This is a genomic window from Bradyrhizobium cedriense (genome assembly GCF_054602315.1).
Map to the genome: position 1 here is coordinate 315,930 of NZ_JBTSWB010000008.1, position 14,338 is coordinate 330,267.

A 14,338-nucleotide genomic window follows, 5' to 3' on the forward strand; every position below is an offset into this window, starting at 1 on the left:
TTGGGTTCATCCTTCACAGGTCGGTTTCATGTTTTGCAGGAGAGTGGCCGCGCGCCTTGCGTGCGCGGCGGCGTGTCTGATTGCCGGCGCGGTGCTGGCACCGTCGCAGGCCCAGACCTTGACGATGCGGAGCGCATTGTCGCGCGCGCTGGCCGCAAGCCCGCGGCTGACGGCGGCGGAGCGCGACATCGGCATCGCCACCGGCCAGCGCATCCAGGCAGGCGCGCTCTTCAATCCGGAACTGTCCTACGAGCAGGACGATTCCTTCGGCTCCGGCAAGTATCGCGGAACGCGATCGGCCGAGACGACGCTCCAGATCAGCCAGGCCTTCGAGCTGTTCGGCAAGCGCGATGCCAGGATCGCCGCGGGACAGGCCGGCGTCGAGGTCGCCGCGATCCAACGCAAGGCCGTCAGGCTGGAGGTGCTGTCGGAGACCGCGATCGCGTTCCTCGGCGTGCTCGGCGCGCAACGGCGCATTCAGATCCTCGACGAGCAGATTGCCGCGATCGACCGACTGACGCCGCTCCTGCGCCGCCGGGTCGAGGCTGGCGCCTCCTCGCCGGCGGAGACCGGGCGCGCCGAAGTCGCCTCCGCCCTGGTGAAGGCCGACCGTGAGCGCTTCAAGGCGACGCTGGCCAGCGCCCGGCGCGAGCTGGCGGTGCTCATGGGCGACCCCGCCATGAAATTCGGCGAGGTTTCCGGACGGCTCGACACCACCGGGCGGCCGCCCTCGTTCCAGGCCGTCGTCGCAGCCATCGACGCCAATCCGCAACTGGTGCGCTGGACCGCCGTTTACGCGCAGCGCAATGCCGAGCTGCTGCTGGCGCGGCTCAAGCCTTATCCGGACGTGCGGATCGCGGCCGGCTGGCGTCACTTCAACGAAACCAACGACGATGCCGTGCGCTTCACCCTCTCGGTACCCATTCCCGTGTTCGACCGGAACCAGGGCAACATCCTCTCCGCACAGGAAAGCCTCGCCAAGACCAAGGCCGAGCGCGAGGCCAACCGCAACACGCTGATCGTGATCGCAGGCCGGGCCTATGACTCGCTCCAGGGCTCGCTGCGTGAGCTCGACGTGCTGCGCGAGATCGCGATACCGAAGGCCGTTGAAGCCTCCGAAGCGATCTCGCAAGGCTACGGCCAGGGCCGCTTCACCCTGCTCGAGGTGCTCGACGCCCAGGCCAGCGTCACCCAGGCGCGGCTGCGGGAGCAGGAGGCGCTGCAGAATTTCCATGCCGGCGTTGCGATCATCGAAGGTCTCGTCGGCAATCCCTTCACGCTGGCGCGGGAGAGCGCACGATGAGGACGTTCTCGACCATCGTCGTTGCCATCGTTGCCGCCGCACTCGGCGCTTACGGCTATTCCCTGCTCGCGCCGGGTAAGCTCGCGCACACCGAGCATGCCGAGCATTCCGAACACAAGAAACCGAACGACCGTGTCGAGCAGGACGAGCACGGCGCCGACCGCATCCGCATCTCCGACGTCAAGCTTGCAGCCGCAGGCGTCACGCTGGCCGAAGCCGCGGCCGCCACGCTGACCGACACCCTCGCTTTCAATGGCATCCTGCGCGCCAACCAGGAGGCCGTGGTGCAGGTGACCCCGCGCTTTCCGGGCGTGGTCAAATCCATCCTGAAGCGCATCGGCGACAAGGTCGCCAAGGACGATCTGCTCGCCGCGATCGAGAGCAACCAGAGCCTCACCGTCTACGAGCTCAGGGCGCCGATCGCCGGCACCATCATCGAGCGGCAGATCTCGCTCGGCGAATATGCCTCCGAGCAGAAGCCGGCCTTCGTCGTCGCCGACCTCTCCACCATCTGGGTCGATCTGTCGATCTACCGGCAGGACTTGAGGCGCGTCCGCATCAACGACGAGGTGCTGATCGATCCCGACGACGGCCGCGGCGAGATCAAGGGCACCATCTCCTACATGGCCCCGATCGGCTCGAGCGAGACCCAGACCGCGCTGGCACGCGTGGTGCTGGCAAATTCGGATGGACGCCTTCGTCCCGGTCTCTTCGTCACGGCGCGGCTGATCCTCGCGGCGCGCAACGTCGCCGTTGCGGTGCGCCGAAGCGCGATCCAGACGCTGGAGAACAGGACCATCGTGTTCGTCCGCGAGGACGGCGACAAGATCGAGGCGCGCCCGGTCGAGCTCGGGGATTCCGATCCGAGGTTCGTCGAAATCAAGGCTGGGCTGGCGGCCGGCGAGCACTACGTCGCAGAGAACAGCTTCGTCGTGAAGGCGGAGATGGGCAAGGGCGAGGCCGAGCATGATTGAGCGCCTCATCGCCGCCTCGCTGCATCAGCGCTGGCTGGTCCTCCTGCTTGCGCTCGGCGCCGTCGCCTTTGGCGCCTGGAATTTCCAGCGCCTGCCGATCGACGCCGTGCCCGACATCACCAACGTCCAGGTCCAGATCAACACCCGCGCGCCCGGCTATTCGCCGCTCGAGACCGAGCAGCGCATCACCTTCCCGGTCGAGACCGCCATGAGCGGGCTGCCGCAGCTCGACTATACCCGCTCCCTGTCGCGCTACGGCCTCAGCCAGGTGACCATCGTCTTCAAGGACGGCACCGACATCTATTTCGCCCGCCAGCTCGTGGGCGAACGCATCCAGCAGGTGAAGGATCAGCTCCCGGCCGGCGTCGAGGTCGCGATGGGTCCGGTCTCGACCGGGCTAGGCGAAATCTTCATGTACACCGTCGAGGCCAAAGCGGGCGCCAAGACGCAAGCCGGCCACGATTATTCGCTGACCGACTTGCGCACCGTGCAGGACTGGATCATCCGCCCACAGCTTCGCAACGTGCCGGGAGTGATCGAGGTCAACACCATCGGCGGGTTCGAACGGCAATTCCATGTGCTGCCGGACCCCGGCAAGCTGATGGCCTACCGGCTCGGCTTTCGCGACGTCATGACGGCACTCGCCGCCAACAACGCCAATGTCGGTGCCGGCTATATCGAGCGCAATGGCGAGCAATATCTGGTGCGCTCTCCGGGGCAGGTCGGCAACATCGGCGAAATCCGGGACATCGTCATCGGCACGCGCGGCGGCAATCCGGTCAGGATCAGGGACGTCGCGACCGTCATCGAAGGCCGCGATCTGCGCACGGGCGCTGCGACGCGCGATGGCGAGGAGACGGTGCTCGGCACCGCCATGCTGCTGATCGGCGAGAACAGCCGGACCGTGGCGCGCCGCGTCGCGGCCCGCCTGGAGGACATCGCCAAATCGCTGCCCGAAGGCGTCGTGACGCGAACCGTCTACGACCGCACCCACCTGGTCGAAGCCACCATCCGCACGGTGCAGAACAACCTCCTGGAAGGCGCGGCGCTGGTCGTCGCCGTGCTGTTCCTGATCCTCGGAAACATTCGCGCTGCACTGGTGGTGGCCGGCGTCATCCCGCTGTCCATGGCCATGACGATCACCGGGATGGTCGAAACCAGGGTCAGCGCCAACCTGATGAGCCTGGGCGCCATCGATTTCGGCATCATCGTCGACGGTGCCGTGATCATCGTCGAGAACTGCCTGCGCGTGCTGGCCGCCGCCCAGCGCGAGAAAGGCGGGCTGCTGGCCACCTCCGAACGGCTGCGCGCGATCCTGCGCGGGTCGAGCGAGGTGATCAAGCCGAGCCTGTTCGGAACGCTGATCATCGCGGTGGTCTACCTGCCGGTGCTGACGCTGACGGGGGTCGAGGGCAAGATGTTCACGCCGATGGCACTGACGGTGCTGATGGCGCTCGGCGCGGCCGTGCTGTTCTCCATCACCTTCGTGCCGGCGGCGGTCGCCATTTTCGTCACCGGCAAGGTGTCCGAACACGAAAACCTGTTCATGCGGGCGGCGAAGCGCGCCTATCTGCCCCTGCTCCGTTTTGCCATCGACAATCGGGCTGCGGTCGCCGTCATGGCCGTCGTCATCGTGGTTGCAAGCAGCCTCGCTGCCGCGCGCATGGGCGGCGAGTTCATTCCGAGCCTCGACGAAGGCGACGTTGCGCTGGCTTCGATCCGGATTCCCGGCACCAGCCTCACCCAATCGCTGGACCTGCAGAAGGCGCTGGAAAAGCGCGTCGGGCAGATTCCCGAGGTGAAGGAATTCTTCACCCGCATCGGCACCGCGGAGATCGCCACCGACCCGATGTCACCGGCGCAAACCGACGGCTACATCATGCTCAAGCCGCGCGCCGAATGGCCCGATCCGGACAAGACGAAATCGGAGGTGATCGAGGCGATCGAGCATGCCGCCGACGACATTCCCGGCAGCGCCTACGAAATCTCCCAGCCGATCCAGTTCCGCGTCAACGAGTTGATCTCCGGGGTGCGCACCGACATCGGCGTCAAGATCTTCGGGGACGACCTCGACATCCTGCAAGGCGCCGCGAAGCAGGTCGAGGCCGCGATCCGCGGCATCCGCGGTGCCAGCGATGTCAAGATCGAGCAGGTCGCGGGCCTGCCGATCCTCACGGTGCGCCTGGACCGCCAGGCGCTCGCGCGTTATGGGCTGAGCGTCGCCGAGGTGCAGGGCATCGTCGAGATCGCGGTCGGCGGCAAGTCGGCCGGCAAGCTGTTCGAGGGCGACCGCCGCTTCGACATCGTCGTGCGCCTGCCTGAGCAGTTGCGCGGCAATCTCGAAGCGATCCGCGCCATCCCGATTCCGCTGCCACCCGGCGAGGAGGCCGGTTCCGGCTCTGCCATTCGGCCGGCACTATCCGCCTATCCCCTCACCCAGATCCGCTATGTGCCGCTATCGTCGGTCGCCACCGTCGATGCGACTCCGGGCCCCAACCAGATCAGCCGCGAGAACGGCAAGCGGCGCATCGTCGTCACCGCCAATGTCCGCGCGCGCGACCTCGGCTCCTTCGTGAGCGAGGCGGAAGCGGCCGTCGCCGAGAAGGTCAAGCTGCCGCCCGGCTACTTCATCGGCTGGGGCGGACAGTTCGAGCAGCTGGTCTCCGCGACCAAGCGGCTCACCGTCGTCGTGCCGGTCGCGCTGCTCCTCGTGTTCCTCCTCCTGTTCATGGGGATGGGATCGGCGGCGGATGCGGCACTGGTGTTCTCCGGGGTGCCGCTGGCGCTGACCGGCGGCGTCGCGGCACTGCTGCTGCGCGACATTCCCTTGTCCATCAGCGCCGGCGTCGGCTTCATCGCGCTGTCGGGCGTGGCCGTGCTCAACGGGCTCGTCATCATCGCCTTCATCGAGCGTCTGCGCAGCGAAGGACACTCCGTCGTGGACGCGGTCCGCGAAGGCGCGCTGACGCGGCTACGCCCGGTGCTGATGACTGCGCTGGTGGCGTCCCTCGGCTTCGTGCCGATGGCGCTCGCGACCGGCGCCGGCGCCGAGGTGCAGCGGCCGCTGGCGACCGTGGTGATCGGAGGCATCATCTCCTCGACCATGCTGACGCTCTTGGTGCTGCCGGCGCTCTACGTGCTGTTCCGCCGTGACGCAGGCGCCGGAACGCCTACAATGGCGGCTGACTTGGCAGGTTCCGCGGAGCGCTAGACTTGGGCAGTCACGATCACGGTCATCACCACCATGAGCATGGCGACCATGCTCATGACCACGGCCACGCTCATGCCCATGCCCATGTCCATGCGCCCGCCAGTTTCGGCAAGGCGTTCGCGATCGGGATTTCGCTCAACACCGCGCTGGTCGTGGCCGAGGCGATCTACGGCTACATCGGCAACTCGACCGCCCTGCTCGCGGACGCCGGTCACAATCTCTCCGACGTGCTCGGCCTGATGGTCGCCTGGGGCGCCTCGATCGCAGCGCGCCGCGCCCCGAGCGGCCGCTTCACCTACGGCCTGCGCGCCTCGACGATTCTTGCGGCACTTGCGAACGCGGTGTTCCTGCTGGTCGCAACCGGCGCGATCGGCTGGGAGGCGATCCTGCGACTGCAGCAGCCGGAGCCGGTCGCAGGCGTTACGGTGATGTTGGTCGCCGGCATCGGCATCCTCATCAACGGGTTTACCGCCATGCTGTTTGCGAGCGGACGCAAGGACGACATCAACATCGAAGGCGCCTACCTGCACATGGCGGCCGACGCCGCGGTCTCGCTCGGCGTCGTGGTCTCGGCGGCGCTGATCATATGGACAGGCTGGCTCTGGCTCGATCCCATCACCAGCCTCGTCATCTGCGCCACCATCCTCTGGAGCACCACCAGCCTGCTGCGGGGCTCGATCGACATGTCGATGGCGGCCGCGCCCAAGGGGACCGATCTCGCCGCGATCAGGGCGTTTTTGCTCGCGCGTCCCGGCGTCTCAGGGATACACGATCTCCATGTATGGCCGATCTCGACCACCGAGACGGCGCTGACCTGCCACCTCGTCATGCCCGCAGGCAGCGGCGACGCATTCCTGATGGAGACGGCGCAACTGCTGAAGGCCACCTACCGCATCGGCCACACCACGCTTCAGGTCGAGACGCATCCGGACAATGGCTGCGCGCTGGCGCCGGATGATGTGGTGTAGGATACACAAAATCCCTCCACGTCGTCATTGCGAGCGCAGCGAGGCGATCCAGAATCCTTCCGCAGAAAGACTCTGGATTGCTTCGTCGCTTCGCTCCTCGCAATGACGGGCATGGAGAGAGCGCCGCGCCTTACGCCGCCTTCGCCGTCACGATCCAGATCGCGCCTTGCAACGTCACTGCCTGCCCCTTCAGGAACGGCGCGAGCATGTCGCGGATCGAGGCTTTTGCGGCCTCGTACGTCTCGGGCGGATGCCCTTGCAGCGCGCGGCTAGCGGGGCCGATCTGCAAGGCACCATCGACGGCGGCATCGAGGCCGCCGCCGATCGCGATATCCATCGCGAGATTGTGCGGCTCCATCGCCACGTCAACGAAGCCCGCGCCTTTCAGGATGCGCATCACGCGCTCTTCGGAGGCAAAGGCGAACGGCCCCGGCTCCTCCGGACCGACCGGCGGCATTTTGGGGACGTGTTTGTAGACCGCCATCAGCGGCGCCATCATCCACGGATTTTCCTTCGGCTCGCGCCAACAGGCAAAGGCGAGTCGCCCGGTCTGCTTCAGCGCCCGACGGAGATTGGTGAAGGACGCAATGGGATCGGCGAAGAACATCACGCCGAACCGTGAAGCCAAGAGATCGAAACTCGCCGGTTCGAACGGATGCACCGTCGCATCCGCCAGCACGAAATCAAGCGGCAGGCCTTTTGGCGCCAGCGCGCGCGCCTGCGACAGCATTGGTTCGGAGACGTCGAGGCCGAGCGCGAAGCCATCAGGCGCTACCGCCCTTGCGAAGGCGGCTGTCGTCGCACCGGACCCGCAACCGATATCGATCACACGCTCACCCGGCTTCGGCTGGGCCCGATTGATCAGGAGATCGGCAATGGGCCCGAGCAGCTTCTCCTGCACCCCGTGGCGATCGGCCCAGCGCTGCCCGCTCGGGCCGTTCCAATAGGCGATCTGGTCGGCGTTGAGTTCGTGTCCGCTTGGTTGTTGCATTGGGGTGTCTCAGCTGGTCACTGCCTTATACTAGCTCGCGTGGCGGAGGCGGTCACGCTTGCCGTCGAGGAATACCGGCTTGATTGAGGACGTTCGCTAACGCCTAGCCACGCCTTGAATGAATGCGCCGAACAGTTGCATCATCTGCTGCTGGTTCATCTGATTGATCCGAGCCTGTTGAGCCTTCTGGGCCTCTTGCTCGTAGCCGCGTTGCGCACCGGGGTGTCCGAGTTCTGCCGCCCGATGCAACAAAGCCAGTTTGGTTTGGTCTGGATTGGAGGTAAGCAGCCCCCCCTGTCGATGAGGTCAACCAGGCTGACCATGGAGTCGGCGTCGTCGAGCGCGCTGCCTCGCTTGAACAGGGCAATCGCCGACGTCACGTCCTTCCGCTCGTAAAGGTACATTCCGCCGAGATTATCGAAAGCCGCTGCGTAATTTGCCTGAACCAGCCGTGTGAAAATCTCGAAGGCTTGCTTCTTATCCTTGAACTGAGCGGCACGTCCAAGCTGGTATTGGTACCTCAATTCCGCCGGAAACAACCCGACGGCCCTGGTACAAGCCTCATAGGCTTGGTCGGCTTGGCGCTTCAGGGTGTCGAACGGTACACCTTCGGCTGTCCTCTTGGCATCGGTCGGGTTGGTGGCAAGCCGGTCGCAATCGCTTGCGCTTTGCTGGCGTTGCCTAAACTCCTCGGCTGCAGCCTCTCTCGCCTGGCGTTCGCGCTCGGCAACTTCGCGCGCCTGCTGGGCGTCTCGCTCAGCGCGCTCGCGCGCCTCTTTTTCTCTCTGCTCCTGCTCAGCCTTTTTCTTCGACGCGAGTGCCTCCTGCTGCTGTCGCCAATCCGTGATGATGTCGCGGGTGACGAGCTTGAACTGATCTCCTGTGCGCGGGTGGAACCCGGGCCCATCGTAGAATTCATACTCACCACGGTCATTGCGCGAATACCACACCTTGGCGGAGCCGTTGGTCGGGTCGAAGAACCCGAACTTCTCGGGTTCTTCGACCCGGACCGGAACCCGGCGAACGACCTTTGCCGCCTGCTGTTTCCAAGTCTCGACAATGTCCCGGGAAATTGGAAGAAGCTCCTCACCGCTCTGCGGATGGAAACCCATGAGGTCGAAGAGTTCGAGCTGACCTCGATCATTCCTCGAGTACCAGACTATCGGCTCGCCTGTCGTGGGATCGAAGAAAGTCGGGTCGGTCGATGTGATCTGCTTCGGCCGGTGCCCGCGCTTGTATTCCTCGATCTTCTCGACGATCTGAGGCGTCAGAGGTCGGCACTCACGCCCGGTCTCGGGATCCGTCCCGACCCGGTTCAAGGTCTTGATGGCGGTGCGCGTCATCACGTAGCATTTTTGGGCAACCCCATTCTTTCGGAAGTTCGCCTCGATACGGCCCAGCAGCAGCGAGTGAACGATGATAAGACTGAGCAGACCGCCGTACCCGATCCAACGCTTGTATTTCGAAAGCGAGAATGAATAGCCGGCGAGGATGACGATCGCAGCGAAACTGGCCCACAGGATCGCACGTGTGATCCCCGGATTTAGGTCATAGGCGTCTGCGAGTTCTTCGGTATAGCTGCGCGCCAAGTAGAAGTAGACTAGTTCGTTGCACAGCCAAAGGATGAGGCCACCGACAAGCAGACACGCGAGAATGATGACCGCGACCCGAGCGGCAACATTAAGTCGCCCCAATGCTTGCGCCGTGGCGCCCCTTAGTCCTTCGATTGTCTGCACTCTCAGCCCCCAACACCCGCGTTTGGCAGGTGCAATACGATCACGTCTCAACCCAGCGTGAACGATAACGGGGGAAGTTTCGCCGTGTCAAAGGTCCTTTCGTCAGGCTTGCTCGCGCTCGCGGTAAAGGGATTGACGGCAAACGAGCCAGGACCGCGCTCTGCGAAGCCTACCCGCAGTCCCGCAACGGGGGCTGGTGGGCGGTCACGGATTCGAACCGCGGACCCTCTCGGTGTAAACGAGATGCTCTAACCAGCTGAGCTAACCGCCCCTCGCCGCCTCTTTATCCCTACCCGCCCTCGGTGGGCAAGTGCGGAACGTCAATCCCCCGGCCTTCCCGGCAGCAGCGGCACGGCATCGATCCAGACCGCCGCCGACTGGCACCAGATCTGTCTGACGGGCCGCAATTTGTCGCGCTGACGGATGCTGCCCCAGCGGATGCCCCAATCGTCGGCCTGGTCGCCCTCGCCGCTGGTGAACAGCGGGGAACCGCAATCAGCGCAGAAATGCTGGAAGCGCATCCGGCCGTTGTCGCCCCGCTTGCCGTAGATCTTTGGCGTGCCGCCGGTGAAGCGGACATCGGTTCCGGAACAGACTGCCGTCACGCGGAATGGCGAACCGGTCAGCGTCTGGCAATCGGTGCAGTGGCAAACCGAGACCGCCTCGGGGTCGATCTCGGCCTCATAGGTGATCTTGCCGCAATGGCATTGCCCGTCGATCCGCATCCCCTCCTCCCTTGCCCCAAACCTTGCCCCAAAACAAAAACGGCGCCCGAAGGCGCCGTTTTATCATCTTTCGAGCTGCAATCTTAGTGAGCGGTCAGGCCGCCGGCGGCTTCATCTCCGTCCGGCTTCACCGTCACCTTGGTGTCTTCTTCCCAGACGATCGGCACCGGCTTCCTCACCAACGCCTTGGCGACGACGTCGTCGAGGCGCGAGACCGGGATGATCTCCATGCCGCCCTTGATCGCATCGGAAATCTCCGTGAGATCCTTGGCGTTGTCTTCGGGGATCAGCACCGTCTTGATGCCGCCGCGGGCCGCAGCCAGCAGCTTCTCCTTGAGGCCGCCGATCGGCAGCACGCGGCCGCGCAGAGTGATCTCGCCGGTCATCGCGACATCGTGGCGGACCGGGATGCCGGTCATGACCGAGATGATCGCGGTGGCCATCGCGACGCCCGCGGACGGGCCGTCCTTTGGCGTCGCCCCCTCCGGCACGTGCACGTGGATGTCGCGCCGATCGAACAGCGGCGGCTCGACGCCATAGTTGATCGCGCGCGAGCGGACGTAGGACGCGGCCGCCGAGATCGACTCCTTCATCACGTCGCGCAGATTGCCCGTGACCGTCATCTTGCCCTTGCCGGGCATCATGACGCCCTCGATGGTCAGCAGCTCGCCGCCGACATCGGTCCAGGCAAGGCCGGTGACGATGCCGACCTGCGGCTCGCTCTCGATCTCACCGAAGCGGTACTTCGGCACGCCGAGCAGCTCTTCCAGAGTCTTCTCGGTGACCTTGACCGACTTCTTCTTGGAGATCATCAGCTCCTTCACCGCCTTGCGGGCTAGTGTCGAGAGCTCACGCTCCAGGTTGCGCACGCCCGCTTCGCGGGTGTAGCGGCGGATCAAGAGCAGCAGCGCGTCGTCGTCGATCGAGAACTCCTTTGATTCCAGACCGTGCTTGGACACTGCGTTCGGGATCAGGTGCTTGCGCGCGATCTCGACCTTCTCGTTCTCGGTGTAGCCTGCGATCCGGATGATCTCCATGCGGTCCATCAGCGGGCCCGGAATATTGAGCGTATTCGCGGTCGTGATGAACATCACGTTGGACAGATCGTAGTCGACCTCGAGATAGTGGTCGTTGAAGGTCCCGTTCTGCTCGGGATCGAGGACCTCGAGCAGCGCCGAGGACGGATCACCGCGGAAATCGGCGCCCATCTTGTCGATCTCGTCCAGCAGGAACAGCGGATTGGACGACTTAGCCTTCCGCATCGACTGGATGATCTTGCCGGGCATCGAGCCGATATAGGTGCGGCGGTGACCGCGGATCTCGGCCTCGTCGCGCACGCCGCCGAGCGAGACGCGCACGAATTCGCGCCCCGTCGCCTTCGCGATCGACTTGCCGAGCGATGTCTTGCCGACGCCGGGAGGTCCGACGAGGCACAGGATCGGGCCAGTCAGCTTGTTGGCGCGCGACTGCACCGCGAGATACTCGACGATGCGCTCCTTGACCTTCTCCAGGCCATAGTGATCGGAGTCCAGGATGGCCTGCGCGGCCTCCAGATCCTTCTTCACCTTGGACTTCTTGTTCCACGGGATCGAGAGCAGCCAGTCCAGATAGTTGCGCACGACGGTCGCTTCCGCGGACATCGGCGACATCTGACGCAGCTTCTTCAATTCATGCTGCGCCTTCTCGCGCGCTTCCTTGGAGAGCTTGGTCTTGGAGATCTTCTCTTCGAGATCGGCGAGCTCGTCGCGACCGTCGTCGTCGCCGAGTTCCTTCTGGATCGCCTTCATCTGCTCGTTGAGATAATACTCGCGCTGGGTCTTCTCCATCTGGCGCTTGACGCGCGAGCGGATGCGCTTCTCGACCTGCAGCACCGAGATCTCGCTTTCCATCAGGCCCAGCACCTTCTCCAGGCGCGTGGTGACGGACAGCGTCTCCAGGATGCCCTGGCGATCCGCGATCTTGACTGCGAGATGCGAAGCAACCGTGTCGGCGAGCTTGGCGAAGTCGGTGATCGCCTGCACGACGCCGACGACCTCCGCCGAGATCTTCTTGTTGAGCTTCACATAGCTCTCGAAGTCGGACACGACCGAGCGCGCCAACGCCTCCGCCTCGACCGACTTCGCATCGGTATCGGCGAGCGCAACCGCGGTCGCTTCGTAATAGTCGGCGCGGTCGGTGTATTTTGCCACGCGCGCACGCTCGAGCCCTTCGACCAGCACCTTCACGGTGCCGTCCGGAAGCTTCAAGAGCTGGAGCACGCTGGCAAGCGTCCCGGTCTCGTAAATGGCATCGGGCGCCGGATCATCGTCGGACGCGTTCTTCTGCGTCGCCAGCATGATCAGGGCGTCGTTCTTCATCACCTCTTCGAGCGCGCGGATCGACTTCTCGCGGCCGACGAAGAGCGGCACGATCATATGCGGGAAGACGACGATGTCGCGCAACGGCAGCACGGGATAAGCGTGCGTTTCGCCATGGACGATGGTCGGCCGGGGTTTGGGATTTGTCATGGCCTTTTCCTTTTGCTTTGCCCCCTCGCACGCAGCCCGCCGATCATGCGCAACCGCCACGAGGTGCCGAGGTGATCCGCAAGACGGTCGGTCCTTTTGCGGGTTGGACCGGCTCGCCGGATCGGAACTGAGGCGAATCTTGAAGAGAAATTTTGCTCGCCGCCGTCATTAGGTGGCTATCGACCCGGGGGGTGTCAAGTCATTGAAAAATGCGCGCCATCAGGCGCTTACGCACGCAGCAAAGCGACGCAACACCGGCTGCGGAGATACAGTTCCGCAGCCCACCTAGTGGGGACGATTGGAGCGTTCCAGCGCCGTCAGATCAGGCGCTGGCGTTCTCGACCGCGCGATCGGACCGATCGGCGTAGATGTAGAGCGGACGCGCCGTGCCTTCGACGACTTCTCGCGAAATCACGACCTCTTCCACACCTTCCAGGCCCGGCAGGTCGAACATGGTCTCGAGCAGGATCGCTTCGAGGATCGAACGCAACCCGCGCGCGCCGGTCTTGCGCTCGATCGCCTTGCGGGCGACCGCGCCAAGCGCCTCGTCGGCGAAGGTCAGCTCGATGTTCTCCATCTCGAACAGCCGCTGGTACTGCTTCACCAGCGCGTTCTTCGGCTCCGTGAGTATCTTCTTCAGCGAGATCTCATCGAGGTCCTCGAGCGTCGCCACGACCGGCAGACGCCCGACGAATTCGGGGATGAGACCGTACTTCAGCAGGTCTTCGGGCTCGACATGACGGAATATCTCGCCGGTACGGCGGTCCTCCGGCGCCAGCACCTGGGCGCCGAAGCCGATCGACGTCGACCGTCCGCGTGCCGAGATGATCTTGTCGAGACCAGCGAACGCGCCGCCGCAGATGAACAGGATGTTGGTGGTATCCACTTGCAGGAACTCCTGCTGCGGATGCTTGCGGCCGCCTTGCGGCGGGACCGAAGCCACCGTGCCCTCCATGATCTTGAGCAGCGCCTGCTGGACGCCCTCGCCCGACACGTCACGCGTGATCGAGGGGTTGTCGGACTTGCGGCTGATCTTGTCGATTTCGTCGATGTAGACGATGCCGCGCTGGGCGCGCTCGACATTGTAGTCGGCGGCCTGGAGCAGCTTCAGGATGATGTTCTCGACGTCCTCGCCGACATAGCCGGCTTCGGTCAGCGTCGTCGCATCCGCCATCGTGAACGGCACGTCCAGGATGCGGGCGAGCGTCTGCGCGAGCAGCGTCTTGCCCGAACCGGTCGGACCGATCAGCAGGATGTTCGACTTCGCGAGCTCGACGTCGTTGTGCTTGGTCTGATGGTTGAGGCGCTTGTAGTGATTGTGCACCGCGACCGACAGGACCTTCTTCGCATGGCTCTGTCCGATCACGTAATCGTCCAGCACCTTGCAGATTTCCTTCGGCGTCGGAATGCCGTCGCGCGACTTGACCAGCGAGGATTTGTTCTCCTCGCGGATGATGTCCATGCAGAGCTCGACGCACTCGTCGCAGATGAAGACCGTGGGACCCGCGATCAGTTTGCGGACTTCGTGCTGGCTCTTGCCGCAGAACGAGCAATATAGCGTGTTCTTGGAGTCGCTCGTGCCGACTTTACTCATTCATGTCTCCGTCCGCGGTTCGATCCCGTTCCGCTCGATCGCTCCATTCCGACACGATGGCCGGCATGTAGCTTAAGTAGAGCAAATTCCGTACCAAAAAAGACCCTACGCATTACATCCCGTGCGAATCACGGTCACTCGATTCTCCGCGATCATAGCCGATCAATCGTAGCCAACCATGCTGTCACCCGACTATCAAGAATTCGCTAATCGGGCGCCGCCGGCTACCCGTGACAATACCGTGATTTCCGGTCTTGGCACGAGAGAAGTGACTGAAATCACCCCGGCATTGCTGGACTGCCACGAAAAACAAGCACGAAAGCGGAACT

Annotated in this window: 9 protein-coding genes and 1 tRNA gene; 4 read left to right on the top strand and 6 right to left on the bottom strand. The window is 64.2% G+C overall.

All coding sequences use genetic code 11. The features are described 5' to 3' along the window. Positions 1 to 28: 28 nt before the first annotated feature. From ihpA to ACYCVF_RS29365, 4 genes are read left to right on the top strand one after another with little or no spacing between them, the layout of a single operon-like run. Positions 29 to 1,303 carry a divalent metal ion exporter subunit IhpA gene (ihpA, locus tag ACYCVF_RS29350; protein ID WP_459595410.1) on the top strand — a complete coding sequence of 425 codons (1,275 nt, stop codon included), beginning with the start codon at positions 29 to 31 and terminating at the stop codon, positions 1,301 to 1,303. Beyond that, on the top strand, positions 1,300 to 2,277 hold the full coding sequence (gene ihpB / locus ACYCVF_RS29355; RefSeq protein ID WP_459595409.1) for a divalent metal ion exporter adaptor subunit IhpB: 978 nt from the start codon (positions 1,300 to 1,302) through the stop codon (positions 2,275 to 2,277). The genes ihpA and ihpB overlap by 4 nt, the downstream gene beginning before the upstream one ends. Further along, positions 2,270 to 5,488, top strand: coding sequence for an efflux RND transporter permease subunit (locus tag ACYCVF_RS29360; RefSeq protein ID WP_459595408.1), 3,219 nt, complete (start codon positions 2,270 to 2,272; stop codon positions 5,486 to 5,488). Before ihpB ends, ACYCVF_RS29360 begins: the two co-directional genes overlap by 8 nt. A gap of 2 nt (positions 5,489 to 5,490) precedes the next feature. Continuing rightward, positions 5,491 to 6,456: a cation diffusion facilitator family transporter gene (locus tag ACYCVF_RS29365; RefSeq protein WP_459595407.1), complete on the top strand. Its 966-nt coding sequence runs from the start codon at positions 5,491 to 5,493 to the stop codon at positions 6,454 to 6,456. A gap of 130 nt (positions 6,457 to 6,586) precedes the next feature. On the opposite strand, the gene ACYCVF_RS29370 is transcribed toward ACYCVF_RS29365, so the two are convergent. From ACYCVF_RS29370 to clpX, 6 genes are all read right to left on the bottom strand, one after another. Beyond that, positions 6,587 to 7,447: a class I SAM-dependent methyltransferase gene (locus tag ACYCVF_RS29370; RefSeq protein ID WP_459595406.1), complete on the bottom strand. Its 861-nt coding sequence runs from the start codon at positions 7,445 to 7,447 to the stop codon at positions 6,587 to 6,589. Positions 7,448 to 7,602: 155 nt separating this feature from the next. Then, positions 7,603 to 9,183 (bottom strand): hypothetical protein, encoded by a 1,581-nt coding sequence (locus ACYCVF_RS29375; protein WP_459595405.1) that lies wholly within the window; start codon positions 9,181 to 9,183, stop codon positions 7,603 to 7,605. A gap of 194 nt (positions 9,184 to 9,377) precedes the next feature. Beyond that, a tRNA-Val gene (locus tag ACYCVF_RS29380) sits at positions 9,378 to 9,454 on the bottom strand. A 49-nt stretch (positions 9,455 to 9,503) separates the two neighbouring features. Then, positions 9,504 to 9,908, bottom strand: a complete 405-nt coding sequence (locus ACYCVF_RS29385; RefSeq protein WP_459595404.1) for a GFA family protein — start codon at positions 9,906 to 9,908, stop codon at positions 9,504 to 9,506. Positions 9,909 to 9,991: 83 nt separating this feature from the next. Then, positions 9,992 to 12,415 (bottom strand): endopeptidase La, encoded by a 2,424-nt coding sequence (lon, locus tag ACYCVF_RS29390; RefSeq protein ID WP_459595403.1) that lies wholly within the window; start codon positions 12,413 to 12,415, stop codon positions 9,992 to 9,994. 322 nt (positions 12,416 to 12,737) lie between these two features. After that, positions 12,738 to 14,009 (bottom strand): ATP-dependent Clp protease ATP-binding subunit ClpX, encoded by a 1,272-nt coding sequence (gene clpX, locus ACYCVF_RS29395; protein WP_459595402.1) that lies wholly within the window; start codon positions 14,007 to 14,009, stop codon positions 12,738 to 12,740. Between the last annotated feature and the right edge of the window lie 329 nt (positions 14,010 to 14,338).

Excerpts from the sequence above, each read along its gene's own strand:
- ACYCVF_RS29370 (WP_459595406.1), bottom strand. The coding sequence starts at position 7,447 with ATGCAACAACCAAGCGGACACGAACTCAACGCCGACCAGATCGCCTAT.
- clpX (WP_459595402.1), bottom strand. The coding sequence starts at position 14,009 with ATGAGTAAAGTCGGCACGAGCGACTCCAAGAACACGCTATATTGCTCG.
- ACYCVF_RS29385 (WP_459595404.1), bottom strand. The coding sequence starts at position 9,908 with ATGCGGATCGACGGGCAATGCCATTGCGGCAAGATCACCTATGAGGCC.
- ihpA (WP_459595410.1), top strand. The coding sequence starts at position 29 with ATGTTTTGCAGGAGAGTGGCCGCGCGCCTTGCGTGCGCGGCGGCGTGT.
- ihpB (WP_459595409.1), top strand. The coding sequence starts at position 1,300 with ATGAGGACGTTCTCGACCATCGTCGTTGCCATCGTTGCCGCCGCACTC.
- ACYCVF_RS29360 (WP_459595408.1), top strand. The coding sequence starts at position 2,270 with ATGATTGAGCGCCTCATCGCCGCCTCGCTGCATCAGCGCTGGCTGGTC.
- lon (WP_459595403.1), bottom strand. The coding sequence starts at position 12,415 with ATGACAAATCCCAAACCCCGGCCGACCATCGTCCATGGCGAAACGCAC.